Below are 18,812 nucleotides of genomic sequence, written 5' to 3'. Positions count from 1 at the left end.
CATGGCAAATATTATTATTACAGGTGCAAGCAGTGGTGTTGGATTTGAAGCGGTATTGGATTTGACCTCTAAAAAGGACAACAAAGTAATTGCTTTGGCTAGATCAGCAGACAAACTGAGAAAACTTCATGAAATTGCAGGTCAGCTCAACTATGATGGCGGCACTTTATATCCGGCTCAATTTGATATTGTCTACGATGACTATACTACTCTCGTTCCCTTCATCCAATCAAAATTTGATAAGGTTGATATCTTGATTAACAATGCTGGAGCACTCATCAATAAGCCATTTATGGAAACTGACGGAAAGGATTTTGCTGAAATGCTACAAACCAATGTGATGGGACACGTCAATATGATACAACACGTTGTTCCCATGATGCAATCAGGCTCACATATTGTCAATATTAGCAGTATGGGCGGATTCCAGGGATCCCTAAAGTTTCCCGGACTTTCGGCATATTCAACCAGCAAAGCTGCATTAGCAGTGCTTACAGAATGCTTAGCGGAGGAATTTAAGGAAAAGGGAATCAAAGTGAACTGTCTAGCCTTAGGATCTGCTCAGACTGAAATGTTCGAAGCTGCTTTTCCAGGTGTTGAAGCGGGTACTTTAGCCTTTGAAATGGGACGCTATATCGCAGATTTCGCTCAAAATGGGCATCACTATTTCAATGGGAAAATACTTCCTGTAGCCAATACAACACCCTAATTGGAATAGCGCACTTCAAAGAGATATCCCTTGTTCTAATACACTCAGGTTTATCTAATATAGTCAGGACCATTTAATGTACTATTAAATGGTCCCGATTTTTTTAAGCCTATTTGATCCGGAAAAAATATTAAAATTCGCGGCCTTTAGTTGATTAAATCAATTTGTTTTCAGTTTAAGCCATTTCGTAAGGTCATCCATCAATTGTTCATTAAAGCTCTCTGAGTTTTCAAAATATTCTTCAATTTTTCCTGTTTGCGCATTTTGAAAAAGGTGATTCAAATTAGGATAATCCTTAATAGTGACGTCGGTGGTGTTTAAATGCAGGTGTTGGAGACAATAGATGTTTTCATTCGCCGGGACTTGAACATCCTTTCCCCCGAAGGAAGCGAAAATCGGTACTTTCACCTGCTTCAGATAATAAGCTGGATCGATGCGAAGAAACGTTCTAAACCAGGGGCTCATCATTGGACTAAGTTTAATCTTCATATCAGGAGTCAGTGGATTCCCGTTATTTTGCTGAATAAGTTCTTTTTCCAACGATTCGGCCAATACTTTTGGTGGCTCGTCTTCCAACAGAATATTATACAATTTTCGATTATTTGCTTTATTTACATCCAAAGCCTTTTCAGATAAACCACCGACTTTCCCCAAGGCGTAACTTTGTAAGATCAGTAGGGAATCACCTTTAATCACAGGTCCGGATAGAAGCGCTATGTATTTTACTTTACTATTTTCTGATGCCACTATTTCAGCAATTAAAGCGCCCTCACTATGGCCAATCATCCCGATTTTATCCACATCAACTACAGCTTTTTTGCTTAGAAAATCAACTGCAACATTGGCATCGGAAGCAAAGTCAATCGTTGTTGCCAAATTAACTTCTCCTTTGGAGCCACCTACTCCCCTGTCATCGTAACGTAATACGGCAAAACCATTTTTCGTAAGATGATCAGCAAGTACCTTAAATGGCCTGTGACCAAACACTTCAGAATCTCTATTTTGTTGCCCACTGCCATTGATTAATACTACCGCAGGAAACGGCCCTCCACTTTTGGGATAAGTCAGGGAACCCGTAAGTAGCGCATTGCCCGCGCTATTTTTGAATTCCACTTCCTCTTCCGTATAGCTATAAGGGGGGAAAACATCCTGTTTACGAGAAAGCCCACTCTGTTCGTTCTCGCTTCGTACCAAAATCATAGCAGATTCAAAAGGACCTTGTTTCATCACTCCTTTCATAACATCTTTATCCCGATCTAAAAAGCCAGCATACAGAAGACCTATATTCCTAACGTCCAACCAAATGGAATCGTGCTCTATACGTATTTGATTGATTGCAAATTTCTGCGCTGTTTGCATCGGACTCTCAAAGGTTCCATTCCACTTCCCTGCGCTATCTTTTTGAATGTTGAACACCAGCAGCAACTTCTGCCCCGAAACCTCAACCTCGCCCTTCCATGATCCATCAAATGTCTGTGCATGGGAACATGAAAAGTGGAAACAAATAATAAATAGGTATAAAATTTTTCTCATTGTCGTTTTTTACTAGAAATTAAACTGTATACATAGATCCAGTATAAAATATAATGCCACAAATAGTACACTGATACCAATCTTCTTATTGTTAACCGCTACATTCATGCCCTTGACCAATAAATAGAACTGATAAAACAGCAATAATAAACTGATTATTCCAAACATACCAAATAAAAATAGTTCAGTTTTATCAACTCCAGCCAATGTATGATCGCCTTTTTGCACCGCTTTTAATAGTTGGTCAGTAAATTTGTCCTGATTTAATAGTTTCCCCAAAAATAATGCAAAATAGAGCGGAAATGGTATAATCAAAACGACATTCATGACATCAATGATTCTAGTCTTTCTGTTTAATACCATCCCTGTACCGTAAAGAAGTGTAAAAGGAGCCAAAACCATAAAGGCATGAACGCTCAAGACAGCCCATATGGAAACCCCTATATCTGGTTGATAGAAATGCATAAATCCATTAAACTGCTGGCCCGATAAATAAATAACATAGCTTGATAACAAAAATCCGATAACACCAGCAAAGAATAGTTTCCACTCCGGCAATTCCGCAAATGGATTCTGAAAAATCTGTTTAACTTTCATTTTTTAAGAATTGAGATAAGCTCAGCTTTTCGATTTCTACTGGATTTTGGGTTCCAATAAGTAATATCTTACCAGTTTCCAATGTAAGTTGTAAGCCCATATTACCACGAGCTGAAAAAGCCAGCCCTTTCTGCCCTCTCCGAAAACCCCATCCACCAAACTCACCAATCGGGTTATATTTTCGTACCTCAACAGCACGAATATCTGTCCAACGCGCTCTTTTACGATAGAAATTAAATGGAAAAAAATAGACTTCAATTCCATCTTCACGAATAGTAGTTCTTAATCGTAGAACGCCAAACAATCCCCATAATACCAAATTGATCCAAAACCCCGGTAATTGAAATAATGGAGCAAAATTCAACCGCAAGAGCTCATTCCAGTGCACAGAAAAACTGGCCACACTGACAGATAAAAGGATCAGACAGAGCCACCAGCTAAAAAAAGATTGGCTTTCGGTATAAAGCGTATTATTTTTCATCTTGATATAATTCTTTGTTTATCAATCATTCGATTGTCCAGACTGCTAAATACTTCTATTTCTGCCACCATTGTTTGTATGATCAAGCGATTTCAATTTGCGAATCAGATCATCGAGAATATTACGGACCGTCGGATAGGATTTGCCCATCTGATTTGCCATTTCTTTTAAACTCCCTGAGTGCATCAAAAAATTCAAAACAAGTTCTTGCTCCTCTACAGTAAGCTGCATCAACACAGGTAAAGAAAACTTACCTACAACTTCGGTTTCACAGGAGTCACACACCAATTTGGCGACTTTTAACTTCGACTCACAACAAGGGCAATCAACCGGTATTTTTTTCATTAAATAATAACATTATTAACATTATTAAAGATAATATTAATAATGTTAAAACAAAACATTATAAAATCAATATTTTTCAAAAACCATTGCTTAATGATATATTTGTATCATTAAATAACGTTTATGAAGAAGTTTTTAGGCTATTTCCTATCTATTATATTTTGGTTTTGTTTTGGTTTATCCTTAATTATTTTTCACCCCATACAGTGGCTATGTTTAAAGCTAGGTGGATATGATGCCCACAAAAAAAGTGTCGATATGTTAAATGCCTGCCTCGTTGCCTGCTATTACACGCTATTTAATCGGGTGACATTTATCGACAACAAAAATATTCCAACAAGTCAACCTATCGTGTTCGTTGCCAATCACCAAAGTACTTTTGATATCCCCCCAATGATCTATTTTTTGCGTAGATTTCACGGAAAGTTTATTTCTAAAATAGAACTTGCCAGCGGTATACCTAGTATCTCATTCAACTTAAAACATGGTGGTGCCGCAAATATAGATCGCAATGACCCCAAACAATCTATTGCTGAAATATTAAAACTTGCCAATAATATGAAAACCAAAAACTGGTCCGCGTTTATTTTTCCAGAAGGTACAAGATCAAAGACCGGGAAAATGAAGGCCTTTCATGTTGGTGGGATTGCCACATTATTAAAGAAAAATCCACATGCACTCGTTGTTCCTATTGCGATCACTGGATCATATGAAATGGTACAATATGGGATGTATCCACTGACCCCATTTCTTCACATGACCTGGGAAGTGCTAAATCCGTTGGATACGGAGGGTAAGAATATTGAGGAGATCGTTAAATTAGCTGAAGAAGCGATAAAACTAAAGGTCGAGAAATAGGAATAAGCTACTTAACCTGCCTTCCCTTCCAGTCGTACTTACCCACATTACCCAATATGCCTATATAAGCCAGATAAAGAATATGAGCCAAGCTCAATAAAGGAAGATACCATAAGAGTTCCTTTCTGCTTGCGAACCTGGTCAAAGGTTCAATAAAAAGAAATTCGACGACCATCTTCAATAGCAATGCAAAAAGTACAACCCAAGCAACGAATTTCACGCCGAAAAGAGCAAGAACTGAAGCTACCAAAACCAATAAATTAAAGAACCAAATGGAAATCCCCAATGCGATGACACCTTTATTTTTATATTTGGTACTTTTTGAAGCCCAACGTCTGCGTTGACTAATGAATGACTTCAAATCCGGTTTGGCATCCGTATAAACAACGGCATCTTTTGATTTACAAAACGTTATTCTCTCAGGATATTGTTCTGCTACCTTATGTAAAAAAAGTTCATCATCTCCGGATGCTAGCTCATCAATCCCTTTAAATCCGCCCATTTGTTTAAAAATATCCTTTCGATAGGCCAAATTCGCACCATTACAGGTCGTTGGTTTTTTGTTACCAATACCTGCAGCGCCCAGACCTATCAAATACAAAAATTCCAAGGTTTGCAGTCGTTCAAAAAAACTCTTCTCCTCCGAATACACCACTGGAGAAGATTGTAGATAAGCACCTTCTTTCTCAAATGTGCTGATAACCGTTGCTAACCAGTTCGACCCCATGCGGCAGTCTGCATCAGTGGTAATAATAATTTCACCATGACAACATTCTATTGCTCTTGAAATTGCTAATTTCTTATACGAATTCAAACGGCCATTTTCGTTTAATTGAATCAGCTTGACACCTTTATCTTCATATTCTTTCACAATCAAAGACGTATTGTCGTCTGAATGGTCATCGATAATAATTAGCTCAAGGAGCTCTTTAGGATAATTCTGCCCTAGTATGGATTCAATGGTGCGCCTAATATTTAACTCTTCATTCCGCGCAGCGATAATCACAGATACGGTCATTGTTGGCCTAATAGAATTGTTAGGTTCCAAAATCAAGAACCAGCCCCTACGCATCCATAAAACTAGAATTGCATATACGCAGGTAAAAATGATCAATAAATAGTTAAGAATTTGTATCACCGAAAAAATTAATCTTAAAAACAAAAATAGAACCAAATATAGCTGGAAGAATCAAATTAACGAACCAAATACAGGAAACAATAGCCATTACAGCAATTTCTTGTGTGGTAATATAGCTATATAGATTGCTAGCAACAAAACTTCTAACACTGAAATCAAAAATATCCAATGTAGGTAGAGCTGCCTGAACAAAAAACAGGATAAAAATCATCAGAATCATGGATAAAAGTGGTAACTCAGGCAAAGTTAACTTCATCAAGATGATATACTGAGAAGTAAAAATAACAAATCGCGCCAAAGAATTTAAAAGAACAATACTGAGCTCCCGCATTGAATAATGCTCCAATACTTCAAAGAAGGGCTTAATTCGCGTCAAAAACTTAATTTTACCGACCAATAAATCGATCCATTTTACATTGAAATATAAGATGACAAATCCTCCAGCATAGATAATAGCAAGTAGCCATACCCCAAATTGTACTGTTAAAGGAGTAGAAAGAAATTTACAGATAAACCAAGCGATACTTAGTGATCCCGCAACGCTTGTAAGCACCAATTGCGCAAATAACCCAACGCCCATCGCTACGGCTCCTTTTGCCCGATGTTGGGGCTGTAGAAAAAGTACCCGCCCGCCATATTCTCCAATCCTATTGGGTGTAAAAATAGCCCAGGTAAGCCCGCAGAAAACGGATTGGAAAGCCTTCCAAAATGAAATATGCTCCAGTTTAGATGCAAGATACCGCCATTTCACAACTTCAAGCAACCAATTGACAAGCATTAAAACCACAATTAAAATAAGGGTCCAAACAACCGAATGCTGCTCCAAACCGGCAATTAGGGTTTTGAACTTCTCAATATTGCTTCTATCGGATACCTTCACAACGATATACCAGGTCGCTAGGGCGAAAACCAGTATCTTCAATAAAAGACTGATGTATTTTTTTTGTCTTCCAGTCAACTTTTGATAATTAGAGAGCAATGTTACTAAATTTTAGCCAAATGATTAAGTTTTGTCGAACGCAATCCGCGAATAAAACGCAAAATTTGTATTATTGTATATGCAGAAGGAAAAGGCGAAAGAAAGAATAATTTTAGGTATAGACCCCGGAACAGTAATACTTGGGTATGGCATCATCAAAGAAGTCGGCAATAACATATCCTTGGTCTCAATGGGGGTCATCAAAATGGGACATTTAGATGACCATGCTCTAAAACTACAACGTATATTCAAAAAAACTTCTGCTCTAATGCAGGAATATAATCCCGACTGCGTAGCTCTTGAATCACCATTTTATGGCAAAAACATACAGGTCATGCTCAAATTAGGGCGAGCGCAAGGTGTTGCCATGGCGGCGGCGCTGGCGCAAGATATCCCAATCTTTGAATATTCCCCAAGAAAGATAAAACAATCCGTTACAGGAAATGGAAATGCTACAAAGGAGCAGGTTTCCGCTATGCTAAAAAATCTATTAAAATTTGAGGAAACACCACAATTTTTAGATGCCACCGACGGATTGGCAATCGCTGTCTGCCACTCGTTTCAGAAAAATGCAGTATCAGGCAGCAGCAAGTCGTACACTGGATGGTCCGCCTTTATCAAAGACAACAAAGATCGGATCAAGTAATTACATTTGCACCTGACGAATCACATTCTTCACATTCAACTCAACAATATCCGTCATCGTTTTACACTTGAGGTAGGAGTTATTCTGATAAAATTCAGCATAGCCCTCACGTAACTGTTTGATATTCTCCTGCGTCGAGAGCACCTGCGTTTGCGAAGCATCCCTCAGATCAGCAATGCGGTGTCTTTCACTTCGGACTCTATGCACAATGGAAGAACGTTCCTCCTGTTGGTATTGCAGCACTGTTTTTTCATTTAGATGTTCCATCGCTAGTTTGACATAGGGAAGATTCTCCTTAAAAAATTGTGGCATATATACTTTTGGATTTCCCTCATAAAACTGCTGGTCAAAATCTATTGCCCGAATTCGAAACTGGAAATCATCGAAATCCGGTGTAATCTGCATCACAAAATTGTAGGCTCTCATATCCCCCAACAACGTAATAATACACCGTTCATTAAACTTGACAAATTCTTTGGAAATCCGGGTCAGATTATAATCAGGTGAGAACATACGTGTTTTCGAAAACGTGTCCCCAGGAATTCCAACAATATGTTCTTCAACCAAAGTATCATGGTCTACCATATAATTCACCTGATTGGGCGACAATATTTCTTCTAACTCCAATCCATATATTCTTGACGCATCAGCTTGCTTGATGTAAAAATAATCGTACACATCATTTAAACGGTTTACGATACGAATACGAAATGGTTTAGTATTGCCAAAGCCGCAATACTCGACACGATCAATATATTTATGCTGGACGATTCGCGTATTACCTGATGCTTTCAGTTTAGCATAAATCACCTTCAACCCGTCATACAATTGGTCAATAAGATATTGCGGATACAGTGGAGTCTCCCAAAAAGTATCGTTGCCAAATTTATCCATGACAGGTACTGTCTCCGTAAAATTCAGTAGATCTTTGTATCCTATCGGCAACTTTTCGTCTCGCTGATACAGCTTAAGGTATTTATGAAGTCCTTCCCCTACTTCAAAAATCGGTTTCTTTTTCGAAATCTTTACATCTTGAACCTCTTCCATCTCTATTCCGTATTTGATTTTTCGATTACTAAAACATCACACAGTCTGCTACATTTTTAACCCATCATACGCTAAATACGAACTGATTAGATTTTTAATATGCCAACTGTTTTTCCTACTTCTAAAAAAGGTAATACTAAATTAATCTATCATAATCTTGATATCAAACATGAAAACAATCACTTAACCTATAATAAGATCACCATGAAACAATTATAATCACTTTCAATCAAAAACATATAACATTATCAATATGAATAAGTATTTTTTATTAAATTTACATCTATAAACCGAAAATTCTTAGTAATTTTGAAATAAATTTAATTATTTTAGCTATTGGTCAGATCTTGATGCAACGACCAATTAATGAACACAAAAACCATTGTTAATGGAAAATCAATATGCAAACTATGATCTAGACAATTTGGATATCCAAATCTTGTCTATTCTAATGAACGATGCCTCTATTCCTTATACAGAAATAGCAAAAAAGCTAATTGTATCAGGTGGTACAATTCACGTTAGAATGAAGAAGATGGAAGAACTAGGTATCATTAGAGGGTCAAATCTAATTATCAATCCCCAAAAAGTCGGATTTGATATCACTGCCTTTTTGGGTATCTATCTTGAAAAAGGTTCACAATATGCAGATGCGGTAGATAAATTGAAAGAAATCAAAGAAGTGGTCGAATTACACTATTGTACTGGCCAATACAGTATTTTTGCAAAAATCATCTGTAGAGATACAGTTCACCTGAGAAAAGTATTGAATGAAGATATTCAATCCGTACCAGGAATTCAACGTACCGAGACGATCATCTCTCTCGAGGAGAGTATCAAACGTCAAATCAGCTTAGTCTAGTATAAAAAAAGCTTCCATAAAAATGGAAGCTTTTTTTATACTATCTTTTCTAACATGGCGATATAGAGATCGATCCCTACTCTAATTTCGTCAATATAGATAAACTCATCTGCCATATGCGACCGCGCGCTATCGCCAGGTCCCAGCTTCAGAGAAGGGACAGGAATAAGAGCCTGATCACTCATCGTCGGTGAACCATATACTTTACGTCCCAGTACAATGCCTGCTTTGACGATTGGATGCGTTTCAGGAATAGAAGAAGACTTCAGGCGCGTCGATCTCGCTGTGACCTCTGATTTTACATGAGACTTGATAATATCCAACGTCTCTTCATTCGAATAAGCATCTGTGGTTCTGACATCAACAACAAAGTTACAAGTAGCCGGTACCACATTGTGCTGTGATCCCGCCTGAATTACTGTTACCGACATCTTAATTGGGCCTAAGGTTGACGAAGTTCTTTCAAATGTATAATTTTGAAACCATTCAATATCCTTGATCGCTTTATAGATCGCATTATCACCCTCATTACGTGCAGCATGTCCAGCCGTCCCTAAAGCGGTACAATCCAACACCATGAGCCCCTTTTCTGCAATTGCCAAATCCAATAAGGTAGGTTCACCCACAATTGCAAAATCAATTGGACCGATAGCATCCAAAACAGATTCTACACCATTCTTACCTGAGATCTCTTCTTCGGCACTGGCGACAAGACAGAAGTTATACTTCAATTCCGTCTGCTGGTAAAAATACAAAAATGTAGCTATCAATGATACCAAACAGCCTCCAGCATCATTGCTCCCCAATCCGAACAATTTACCTTCCTCTACAGTTGCCGCCAAAGGATCCCTTATATAACCCGTATTTGGTTTTACTGTATCGTGATGGGAGTTAAGCAATATCGTAGGTTTAGTGATATCATAATGGGCGTTATACACCCAGACATTATTGCCTTTCCGATGTGTTTTGATATCACGCTCCCGAAAGAAGCGATCAATTAAATCTGCTGTGAACTCTTCCTCTTTACTTAAAGACGACAGTCCAATTAATTGTTTTAAAAGGGCCAGAGCATCTTCAAATAGATGCTGTTTATCCTTCATGGTATAGTCCTCCTGCTTTATCCGCAGACAGTTTAATTCCCTTTATAAAAGCAGAACTAAAACCGTTATGTTCCATTTCGTTCAATCCCGCTATTGTACATCCCTTTGGTGATGTTACCTTATCAATCTCTCCTTCTGGATGAGCATTGGTATGCAATAACAAATCAGCAGCGCCTTTTGCAGTTTGAACCGCCATTTTTAATGCGTCGTGCGCATGAAATCCGATTTCAACTCCACCTTGTGAAGCAGCACGAATAGCACGCAGGAAGAATGCGATACCGCAAGCACACAATGCCGTTGCCGATGTCATAAGGTCTTCATTAATAACAACCACTGAACCAACAGTTTCAAACATCTTCTCAACCTCCTTCAAACTATCGTCTGAAGCACTGTCGCTGGCGATACAAGTCATTGATTGAGCGATTGCTATTGCTGTGTTGGGCATTGCCCGTATAACTGTAGCATCTGCACCCAACTCTGCTTTTAAATCGGTACAAGAGACTCCTGACACGATGGAGACAAAAATCTGATTTGTCTTTTCAATTACAGGGGCCACTTCCATCAATACCTTTTTTAGTTGTTGAGGTAGAATTGCGAAAACAACAATATCAGCCCCCTTTACAGCGAGCTTATTATCATTACTTACTGAGAAGCCCTGGCTCGCTTCTTCGGCCAGTGCATTCAAATTTCTCCTCGTCAATGTAATATCGGCAGCATGGGCAAATTCACTTTTTACAAGTCCTTTTGCCAAAGAAAGACCGATATTACCACTTCCGATAATGGTGACCTTTTTCATAGCGATCGTTGGGTTTAGGTTAGATTTTTATTTTAATGTCAAGCAAGTTCCAAATTGTCCTTGTTGAAACAAATGCAAATTATTAGCATTTCCAATATAGACCTCTTGAACACCTTTATTTATAGCATTGAATGCATTTTGCAACTTAGGGATCATCCCGTCATTCACCACGCCGGATTCCTTAAGATGTTCAAACTCTTCTGACTTAATCGTTGGAATTACTGAATTCTCATCTGTTACATCGCGTAAAACGCCGTTCTTCTCGAAACAATAAACCAAAGAAGTTTCATATAATGAAGCCAAAGACACCGCCAATGAAGAAGCTATAGTATCCGCGTTGGTATTGAGCAATTGTCCAAGGCCATTGTGTGTAATAGCCGAAAACACCGGAACAAACCCAGCTTCTAGAAATTTCTTGATAGCCAGCGTATTTACAGAGTCATGCAACAAATCACCTACAAAGCCGTAATCGATATCTTTAACCGGACGCTTTATCGCTTTAATGACATCACCATCGGCTCCAGTCAATCCAACAGCATCACATTTCAAATTTTGTAACTTAGCAACGATTGTCTTATTTGTCAATCCAGCATATACCATTGTTACAATGCGTAACATTTCCTCATTTGTCACACGACGCCCTTCTACCATTTGGGCTTCAATTCCCAGTTCACTAGCCAAACGAGTTGCAATTTTACCCCCACCATGTACAAGAATCTTTTTCCCTGATAATGCGGAGAACTTTTCTAAAAAAGAATCCAATTGGCGCTCATCATCAATAATATTCCCGCCAATTTTAATTATATTTAATACACTATTAGCCATTACGCAACTTTTCCCAATAAAAATAGTTTTTCAATAATCTATAGGATTGGACTATGCCAAATCCTCTAACATACGTTTTAAAACAACCTGAGCAGCCCATACACGGTTGCTAGCCTCTTTAATCACGAGTGAGTTTGGTCCATCTAAAATCTCAGAAGACAATTCAAGATCTCTTCTTACTGGCAAACAATGCATTACTTTGGCATCGTTCGTCAAATTGAGCTTCTTGTTATCCATCATCCAATCTTCATCAACACCATATACCTCGCCATATTCTTGATAAGAAGACCAGTTTTTCACATAGACAAAATCAGCATTCTTTAAACTTTCCTCAAGATTATTAGATATGGTTGCTCCAGCAGTAAATTCTTCACTTAACTCATACCCCATAGGTTGAGCTATCGTAAAATCGACCAATCCCTCTTCTTGTGCTTTGCACATCCATTCTGCAAAAGAATTAGGTACTGCCTGAGGTAATGCCTTAACATGCGGAGCCCAAGCCAATACCACTTTCGGCTTTTCAGTCTTCTTGTACTCAGTGATGGTAATCATATCTGTCAAACTCTGCAATGGATGGCGTGTTGCACTCTCTAAGGAAACAACAGGAACACCACAGTACTTAATGAATTTGTTGAACAGGTCCTCACTATAATCCTCTTCACGATCTTTCAATTTTGGAAAGGAACGAAGTCCCAAAATATCACAATACTCGCCCATAACAGCGGCGGCTTCACGAATATGTTCAACAGTTGTCCCGTTCATCACAACACCATCTTGTGTCTCAAGAGCCCAACCATCTTTATCCATATTCATAACCATCACATTCATGCCCAAATTCATCGCCGCTTTTTGTGTGCTCAAACGCGTACGTAAACTCGGATTCAAAAATACAAGTCCCAAGGTTTTATGTTGGCCAAGGTCCTGATTGTCATATGGTGCAGCTTTCAAAGCTAACGCTTCTTGAACAACGTCCGCTACACTGGAAACATCCTTAACAGAGAAAAACTTTTTCATCTATATTTATTTATTCGAGTGCATTTTCAACGGCAATAAATAGGCGCCTCACACTCAGTATATATTTTAACTACTATGTCGCAATCAAATTTGTATTAGCCGATGTGTGGCTATTGGATAATTTGATCGACAGCCTTAAGGTTATGCAACCGTTACTGCTTTGATATGTGCTTTCAATGCTTCTAAAAACTGATCAGCATGATCTTTCGTAATATTCAAAGCAGGCAATAAGCGAATCACAAAAGGCTTAGCCTCTCCTGTAAAGATACGGTTCTTTAGCAAGAGATCTTTCTTCACATGGGCCAAATATTCAGGTAGTTCTATACCGATCATTAATCCTCGGCCTCTCACTTCTATAATCTCATCGAGTTGCTTAAGCTCATCAATAAGATATTGTCCGACTTGAGCCGCATTTTCCATCAGTTTATCTTGTTGGATAATCTCTAATACAGCCAGTGCGGCAGCACATGCGAGATGATTGCCACCAAATGTCGTTCCCAAGCTACCGTAAGTCGCTTTAAATTTGGGCGATATACTGATTGCACCAATTGGGAAACCATTGCCCATACCTTTTGCCATGGTGTAAATATCGGCCTCAACGCCCGAATAGTCCTGCGCATAGAATAAGCCTGTTCTTCCGTACCCACATTGTACTTCGTCTGCAATAAACACCGCATTATATTGATCGCAAAGAGACCGAATCAATCGAAGAAACGATACTGACGCTTCTCTGATTCCACCTACCCCTTGGATACTTTCCACGATAACAGATGAAATTTCATCACCATATGATGCGAAAGCCTCAGTCAAAGCCTCTTCATCATTGAAAGGAATAAATACAATATTATCAGTTTCATTGACAGGAGCAACTATACTCGGATTGTCTGTAGCCGCTACGGCCAATGAAGTCCTTCCATGAAAAGCTTTTGAAAACGCTATGACTTTTTTACGCTTATTGTAAAAAGAAGCCAGCTTCAATGCGTTTTCATTTGCTTCTGCGCCAGAATTGCAAAGAAATAAATCGTAATCAACCTTTCCCGAAACTTCCCCTAACAATCGGGCAAGTTCACGCTGAATTGGAATCTCGACAGAGTTGGAATAGAACCCAATACGGTTCAATTGTTCTGTGACGCGTTGTACATAATGTGGGTGCGTGTGTCCTATCGATATCACAGCATGGCCACCATACAAGTCCAAGTAAGCATTTCCTTCGGCATCCCACACCGTTGATCCATTAGCTTTTACTATGTTAATGGGATTAATGGGATAAACATCAAATGGTTTCATCTTAATGAATTATAGATTGATAAACGAAATAGCTAGTAATAGAAAAAGCTATCAGATTTTAGCATTACAAATATATTAGTTATAACGGTAGGAATGGTCATAAAATAAAAAAAGTCCCCTTAAAAAGAGGACTTTTTTATGCTAGATCAGAAGAAGACTATTCTCCGTCTACTTTTTCTTCACCTTCTACTTCAGCTTTAACTTCTGCAGGAGCTTCAGTTTCGGCAGCTGTAGTTTTCTTAGCACCACCACGACGACGAGTAGCTTTTTTATCAGCAGCAGCAGCTTTTTTACCATAGATTTCGTTGTAATCAACTAATTCGATGAAAGCCATTTCTGCGTTATCACCTAAACGGTTTTCCATTTTGATGATACGAGTATAACCACCTGGACGGTTAGCTACTTTTTCAGAAATTTCGCGGAATAAGATAGAAACTGCGTCTTTATCTTTCAAATAAGCGAATACTGTACGACGAGAGTGTGTTGTGTCGTTTTTAGATTTAGTAATCAAAGGCTCTACATATGTACGCAATGCTTTAGCTTTAGCTAAAGTAGTCGTAATACGTTTGTGTAGGATTAATGATGTTGCCATGTTAGCCAACATTGCTTTTCTATGGCTATCCGTACGGCCTAAGTGATTTACTTTTTTTCCGTGTCTCATTTTGATTTTATTATACTATATATACCGTTCTTGCTTTACTTAAATTGCGAAATCTATCAAAAGGCAAAAGCCTATCTTGTTCAGCAATCAGCTTGAAGAGGAATTACATATAGTGGTCGCTTAATAAATTATTATTCTTCGTCTAATTTGTATTTTGCTAAGTTCATTCCGAATGACAAACCTTTTGATTTAACCAATTCTTGAATTTCACTTAACGATTTTTTACCGAAGTTTCTGAATTTCAACATATCAGCCACGTCGTAAGTTACTAACTCAGCTAATGTGCGAATATCAGCAGCTTTCAAACAGTTCAATGCACGAACTGAAAGATCAAGATCTACTAATTCTGTTTTCAAGATCTTACGCATGTGTAAGATTTCTTCATCAACAACTTTAGTTTCTTCTTTCGTTTGAGACTCAAGAAGCATATTCTCATCAGAGAATAAAATAAAGTGTTGAATTAAGATCTTAGCAGCTTCTTTCAAAGCTTCTTCGGGGTGAATTGAGCCATCAGTAGAGATATCCAACAACAATTTCTCGTAGTCAGTTTTTTGCTCTACACGGTAATTCTCAATGGTATATTTAACATTCTTGATCGGAGTAAAGATCGAATCGATTGCGATAACACCTACTGGCGCATCAACAACTTTATTCTCATCAGCATTTACGTATCCACGACCTTTGGCAATACTCAATTCCAATTCAATTGTCACTGAATTATCCATGTTACAGATTACCATGTCTGGGTTTAAGACCGTAAAGTTATTAGAGAACTTTGTGATATCACCAGCTAAGAATTGTTCTTGACCATTGATTACTACAAATACCTTTTCGTTGTCGCCAATCTCACCTGTTTTTTTGAAACGAACTTGTTTCAAGTTCAAGATAATTTCAGTTACGTCTTCAACAACACCTTTGATCGTTGAAAATTCGTGCGAAACGCCAGAAAACCTTATCGACGTAATTGCATATCCTTCTAAAGAGGACAATAGAATACGGCGCAAAGCATTACCAATGGTTACACCAAAACCAGGCTCCAATGGACGAAATTCAAACGTACCATCAAAATCCGTAGATTTTTGCATGATAACTTTATCCGGTCTTTGAAATGCTAAAATTGCCATTTATTTTCTTTTAATGTTTTATTTGTAATAATAATTATAATACAATAGAAGATGCATACCCCAAAATTGGACTATGCATTCTTCTATTTTATTTATTATTTAGAGTATAACTCAACGATTAAGTTCTCTTTGATGTTTTCAGGAATATCAGCTCTTTCTGGATAGCTTAAGAAAGTACCTGTCAATTCTTTCGCATTCCACTCTAACCAAGAAAATTTGTTTACAGTACGACCTGCAACTGAATTTGTGATGGCTTCAAGTGTTTGAGAACGTTCACGAACTGCTATAACGTCACCTGGACGTAAGCTATATGATGGAATGTTAACAACTTCGCCGTTAACAGTAACGTGTTTATGGGATACCAACTGACGAGCAGCGGCACGAGAAGTAGCGATACCTAAACGGTAAACTACGTTATCCAAGCGAGCTTCTAACAATTTTAAGAAGATCTCACCTGTAATACCTTGTTTAGAGGCAGCTTTAACAAATAAGTTTGCGAACTGGCGCTCCAATACACCATAAGTGTATTTTGCTTTTTGTTTTTCTAACAACTGAATAGCATATTCAGATTGTTTACCTCTGCGTTTAGAAGCTCCATGTTGTCCAGGAGGGTAGTTTTTCTTTTCTAACGCTTTATCTGGGCCGAAGATCGGCTCTCTAAATTTACGGGCAATTTTGGACTTAGGTCCTGTATATCTAGCCATTTTCTTTTACAATTAAAGTATCTATCAGCCTATTGCCGATGAATCTTATCTTTAAATTAATTAAACTCTTCTGCGTTTTGGAGGACGACAACCGTTGTGAGGAAGTGGAGTGATATCTTTGATAGTAGTCACATCGATTCCTACTGTTTGCAATGTTCTGATTGCCGATTCACGACCAGCACCAGGTCCTTTAACAAACACTTCAACTTTACGTAAACCCAAGTCGTGAGCAACTTTTCCACAGTCTTGTGCAGCTTGACCAGCAGCGTATGGAGTGTTCTTTTTAGAACCACGGAAACCCATTTTACCAGCACTAGACCAAGAAATAGTTTGACCTTGATTATTTGTCAAAGTTACAATGATATTGTTAAACGTTGCGTTAATGTGAGCCTGACCTACAGGTTCGATAACAACGATACGCTTTTTTGCAGCTTTTTTAGTTTTAGCCATTTCTTATTTATTATTTAGTAGCTTTTTTCTTGTTTGCAACTGTCTTACGTTTACCTTTACGAGTACGTGAGTTGTTTTTAGTACGTTGACCACGAACTGGTAAGTGTTTACGGTGACGCAATCCACGGTAACAACCGATATCCATTAAACGTTTGATGTTTAATTGAATTTCAGAACGCAATGCACCTTCCACTTTCAATTCGTCGTTAATGATGGTACGAATTGCTGCCAATTGCTCATCATTCCACTCTTGTACCTTCACATCTTCGCTGATACCAGCTTTTTCCAAGATATATTCAGCTCTTGTACGACCGATACCAAAAATATAGGTAAGGCCGATCACACCTCTTTTGTTTTTAGGTAAATCAATACCTGCTATCCTTGCCATATAATATTAAGCTATTATTTTTTTAATGAATTAACCCTGACGTTGTTTAAACTTTGGGTTCTTTTTGTTGATTACAAAAACTTTACCTTTACGACGGATGATCTTACAGTCCGCGCTACGTTTTTTTATTGATGCTCTTACTTTCATGATATTTATTTTTTCAAAAGCTTGCGCTAATACAAGGGCTTACAGCTATTTATAGCGATAAGTAATCCTTCCTTTAGTCAAATCATACGGAGACATTTCCAATTTAACTTTATCACCAGGTAAAATTTTGATATAGTGCATGCGCATTTTACCAGAAATATGGGCAATGATTTCATGTCCATTTTCCAACTCTACCCTAAACATAGCATTAGAAAGTGCCTCTCTAATTATACCGTCTTGTTCTATTGAGGCTTGTTTAGCCATATATTCTCGATTAAATTTAATTTAAAAGCCTGCGAACAGGAGTGCAAAGATAAATAAAAATAATTGAAAACCAACTACTTTTTGTTCAAAACTTTCTCTACATGTTCGAATGTCAGCAACACATCTGGTTCTCCTTTTCGGATTGCAACCATCTGTTCGAAGTGCGCCGATAATTTCCCATCCACTGTACTTACTGTCCAACCATCATCCCAAAAACGAACACCCGCACGCCCCGCATTGATCATCGGTTCGATACAAATAACCAAACCTTCTTCCAATTTAGGACCAGCACCTCGTTTTCCATAATTAGGAACCTCAGGTTTTTCATGTAAGTGATAACCAACTCCGTGTCCAACCAGCTCGCGAACAATTCCGAATCCGAATTTGCTCACATACTCCTGAACAGCTGAAGAAATATCCCCAACACGTTTACCAGCCACCGCCTGTTCAACACCTTTGTACAATGATTCCTTTGTTACATCCAATAACAACTGTGCTTCCTCAGATATTTCACCTACACCAAAGGTGTATGCGGAATCACTGATAAAGCCGTTCAGATTGACACCACCATCGACCGAAACAAGATCTCCATCTTTAATTTCATAATCACTTGGAAAGCCGTGTACAATTTGATCGTTGACAGATATACACAAAGAATATGGAAATCCCTGATAATTTAAGAACGCAGGCGTCCCGCCGTTATCATGAATATACTCATAAGCTAATTTATCAAGAGATATAGTCTTTACCCCAGGTTTAATCACTTTTGCGATTTCACCAAGCAATTGCGAAAGCACATCTGCTGACTTCCGCAATTGCTCTATATCTTCTGCTGACTTATAAAATACTTTAGACAT

At 38.2% G+C, this 18,812-nt stretch carries 24 protein-coding genes; 4 read left to right on the top strand and 20 right to left on the bottom strand.

The window, feature by feature from the left end; translation table 11 throughout:
• Window position 1 precedes the first annotated feature (1 nt).
• The gene (locus A9970_RS20425) at window positions 2-709 is read left to right on the top strand and encodes an SDR family oxidoreductase (RefSeq protein ID WP_159731388.1); all 708 of its coding nucleotides are present in this window, start codon (window positions 2-4) and stop codon (window positions 707-709) included.
• Window positions 710-868: 159 nt separating this feature from the next.
• Here A9970_RS20425 and A9970_RS20420 read toward each other — a convergent pair whose 3' ends face one another.
• From A9970_RS20420 to A9970_RS20405, 4 genes are read right to left on the bottom strand one after another with little or no spacing between them, the layout of a single operon-like run.
• Window positions 869-2,242, bottom strand: a complete 1,374-nt coding sequence (locus A9970_RS20420) for a S9 family peptidase (RefSeq protein WP_182983492.1) — start codon at window positions 2,240-2,242, stop codon at window positions 869-871.
• A gap of 12 nt (window positions 2,243-2,254) precedes the next feature.
• Window positions 2,255-2,839: a hypothetical protein gene (locus tag A9970_RS20415; RefSeq protein ID WP_182983491.1), complete on the bottom strand. Its 585-nt coding sequence runs from the start codon at window positions 2,837-2,839 to the stop codon at window positions 2,255-2,257.
• Complete coding sequence (locus tag A9970_RS20410) at window positions 2,829-3,320, bottom strand: hypothetical protein (protein ID WP_153848179.1); 492 nt, start codon at window positions 3,318-3,320, stop codon at window positions 2,829-2,831. Before A9970_RS20410 ends, A9970_RS20415 begins: the two co-directional genes overlap by 11 nt.
• 45 nt (window positions 3,321-3,365) lie before the next feature.
• Entirely contained in the window at window positions 3,366-3,665 is a 300-nt protein-coding gene (locus A9970_RS20405; RefSeq protein WP_182983490.1) for a DUF2089 family protein, read from the bottom strand.
• A gap of 123 nt (window positions 3,666-3,788) precedes the next feature.
• On the opposite strand from A9970_RS20405, the gene A9970_RS20400 reads away from it, so the two are divergent.
• The gene (locus A9970_RS20400; protein ID WP_182983489.1) at window positions 3,789-4,523 is read left to right on the top strand and encodes a lysophospholipid acyltransferase family protein; all 735 of its coding nucleotides are present in this window, start codon (window positions 3,789-3,791) and stop codon (window positions 4,521-4,523) included.
• A gap of 7 nt (window positions 4,524-4,530) precedes the next feature.
• Here the strand turns inward: A9970_RS20400 and A9970_RS20395 are convergent, their stop codons facing one another.
• Complete coding sequence (locus A9970_RS20395) at window positions 4,531-5,541, bottom strand: glycosyltransferase (protein WP_259655447.1); 1,011 nt, start codon at window positions 5,539-5,541, stop codon at window positions 4,531-4,533.
• Window positions 5,542-5,644: 103 nt separating this feature from the next.
• Entirely contained in the window at window positions 5,645-6,619 is a 975-nt protein-coding gene (locus A9970_RS20390; RefSeq protein ID WP_075994618.1) for a lysylphosphatidylglycerol synthase domain-containing protein, read from the bottom strand.
• Between the two features lie 100 nt (window positions 6,620-6,719).
• Between A9970_RS20390 and ruvC the strand changes: the two genes are divergently transcribed.
• On the top strand, window positions 6,720-7,286 hold the full coding sequence (ruvC, locus tag A9970_RS20385; protein WP_088160095.1) for a crossover junction endodeoxyribonuclease RuvC: 567 nt from the start codon (window positions 6,720-6,722) through the stop codon (window positions 7,284-7,286).
• On the opposite strand, the gene A9970_RS20380 is transcribed toward ruvC, so the two are convergent.
• Window positions 7,287-8,333, bottom strand: a complete 1,047-nt coding sequence (locus A9970_RS20380; protein ID WP_046674895.1) for a hypothetical protein — start codon at window positions 8,331-8,333, stop codon at window positions 7,287-7,289.
• 388 nt (window positions 8,334-8,721) lie between these two features.
• Here A9970_RS20380 and A9970_RS20375 point away from each other — a divergent pair, with 388 nt between their 5' ends.
• Window positions 8,722-9,195, top strand: a complete 474-nt coding sequence (locus tag A9970_RS20375; protein ID WP_046674894.1) for an Lrp/AsnC ligand binding domain-containing protein — start codon at window positions 8,722-8,724, stop codon at window positions 9,193-9,195.
• 35 nt (window positions 9,196-9,230) lie between these two features.
• On the opposite strand, the gene A9970_RS20370 is transcribed toward A9970_RS20375, so the two are convergent.
• From A9970_RS20370 to map, 13 genes are all read right to left on the bottom strand, one after another.
• Complete coding sequence (locus A9970_RS20370) at window positions 9,231-10,295, bottom strand: M20 family metallo-hydrolase (protein WP_182983488.1); 1,065 nt, start codon at window positions 10,293-10,295, stop codon at window positions 9,231-9,233.
• Window positions 10,285-11,091: a pyrroline-5-carboxylate reductase gene (gene proC / locus A9970_RS20365; RefSeq protein ID WP_182983487.1), complete on the bottom strand. Its 807-nt coding sequence runs from the start codon at window positions 11,089-11,091 to the stop codon at window positions 10,285-10,287. The genes A9970_RS20370 and proC overlap by 11 nt, the downstream gene beginning before the upstream one ends.
• 27 nt (window positions 11,092-11,118) lie before the next feature.
• Window positions 11,119-11,916 carry an acetylglutamate kinase gene (gene argB / locus A9970_RS20360; protein WP_046674891.1) on the bottom strand — a complete coding sequence of 266 codons (798 nt, stop codon included), beginning with the start codon at window positions 11,914-11,916 and terminating at the stop codon, window positions 11,119-11,121.
• Between the two features lie 51 nt (window positions 11,917-11,967).
• Window positions 11,968-12,930: an acetylornithine carbamoyltransferase gene (locus tag A9970_RS20355; RefSeq protein WP_075990879.1), complete on the bottom strand. Its 963-nt coding sequence runs from the start codon at window positions 12,928-12,930 to the stop codon at window positions 11,968-11,970.
• A gap of 141 nt (window positions 12,931-13,071) precedes the next feature.
• A complete protein-coding gene (locus A9970_RS20350; protein WP_182983486.1) occupies window positions 13,072-14,217 on the bottom strand; it encodes an aspartate aminotransferase family protein in 1,146 nt (381 codons plus the stop codon).
• Window positions 14,218-14,374: 157 nt separating this feature from the next.
• Window positions 14,375-14,878: a 50S ribosomal protein L17 gene (rplQ, locus tag A9970_RS20345; protein ID WP_153844941.1), complete on the bottom strand. Its 504-nt coding sequence runs from the start codon at window positions 14,876-14,878 to the stop codon at window positions 14,375-14,377.
• A gap of 131 nt (window positions 14,879-15,009) precedes the next feature.
• On the bottom strand, window positions 15,010-16,002 hold the full coding sequence (locus tag A9970_RS20340) for a DNA-directed RNA polymerase subunit alpha (RefSeq protein WP_153844940.1): 993 nt from the start codon (window positions 16,000-16,002) through the stop codon (window positions 15,010-15,012).
• 95 nt (window positions 16,003-16,097) lie between these two features.
• Complete coding sequence (rpsD, locus tag A9970_RS20335) at window positions 16,098-16,706, bottom strand: 30S ribosomal protein S4 (RefSeq protein WP_153844939.1); 609 nt, start codon at window positions 16,704-16,706, stop codon at window positions 16,098-16,100.
• A gap of 60 nt (window positions 16,707-16,766) precedes the next feature.
• Entirely contained in the window at window positions 16,767-17,156 is a 390-nt protein-coding gene (gene rpsK / locus A9970_RS20330; protein ID WP_046674885.1) for a 30S ribosomal protein S11, read from the bottom strand.
• Between the two features lie 10 nt (window positions 17,157-17,166).
• Entirely contained in the window at window positions 17,167-17,544 is a 378-nt protein-coding gene (gene rpsM, locus A9970_RS20325) for a 30S ribosomal protein S13 (protein ID WP_046674884.1), read from the bottom strand.
• A 30-nt stretch (window positions 17,545-17,574) separates the two neighbouring features.
• Window positions 17,575-17,691: a type B 50S ribosomal protein L36 gene (ykgO, locus tag A9970_RS20320; protein ID WP_013665024.1), complete on the bottom strand. Its 117-nt coding sequence runs from the start codon at window positions 17,689-17,691 to the stop codon at window positions 17,575-17,577.
• Between the two features lie 45 nt (window positions 17,692-17,736).
• Window positions 17,737-17,955 carry a translation initiation factor IF-1 gene (infA, locus tag A9970_RS20315; RefSeq protein WP_002997456.1) on the bottom strand — a complete coding sequence of 73 codons (219 nt, stop codon included), beginning with the start codon at window positions 17,953-17,955 and terminating at the stop codon, window positions 17,737-17,739.
• Window positions 17,956-18,029: 74 nt separating this feature from the next.
• Window positions 18,030-18,812 carry a type I methionyl aminopeptidase gene (map, locus tag A9970_RS20310; RefSeq protein WP_046674883.1) on the bottom strand — a complete coding sequence of 261 codons (783 nt, stop codon included), beginning with the start codon at window positions 18,810-18,812 and terminating at the stop codon, window positions 18,030-18,032.

Origin of the sequence: Sphingobacterium sp. UME9 (genome assembly GCF_014170215.1) — a bacterium.
Classification (GTDB): domain Bacteria; phylum Bacteroidota; class Bacteroidia; order Sphingobacteriales; family Sphingobacteriaceae; genus Sphingobacterium; species Sphingobacterium paramultivorum.
Note: the sequence above shows the minus strand (reverse complement) of the source record. Positions and strands in the feature narration are given on the sequence as shown.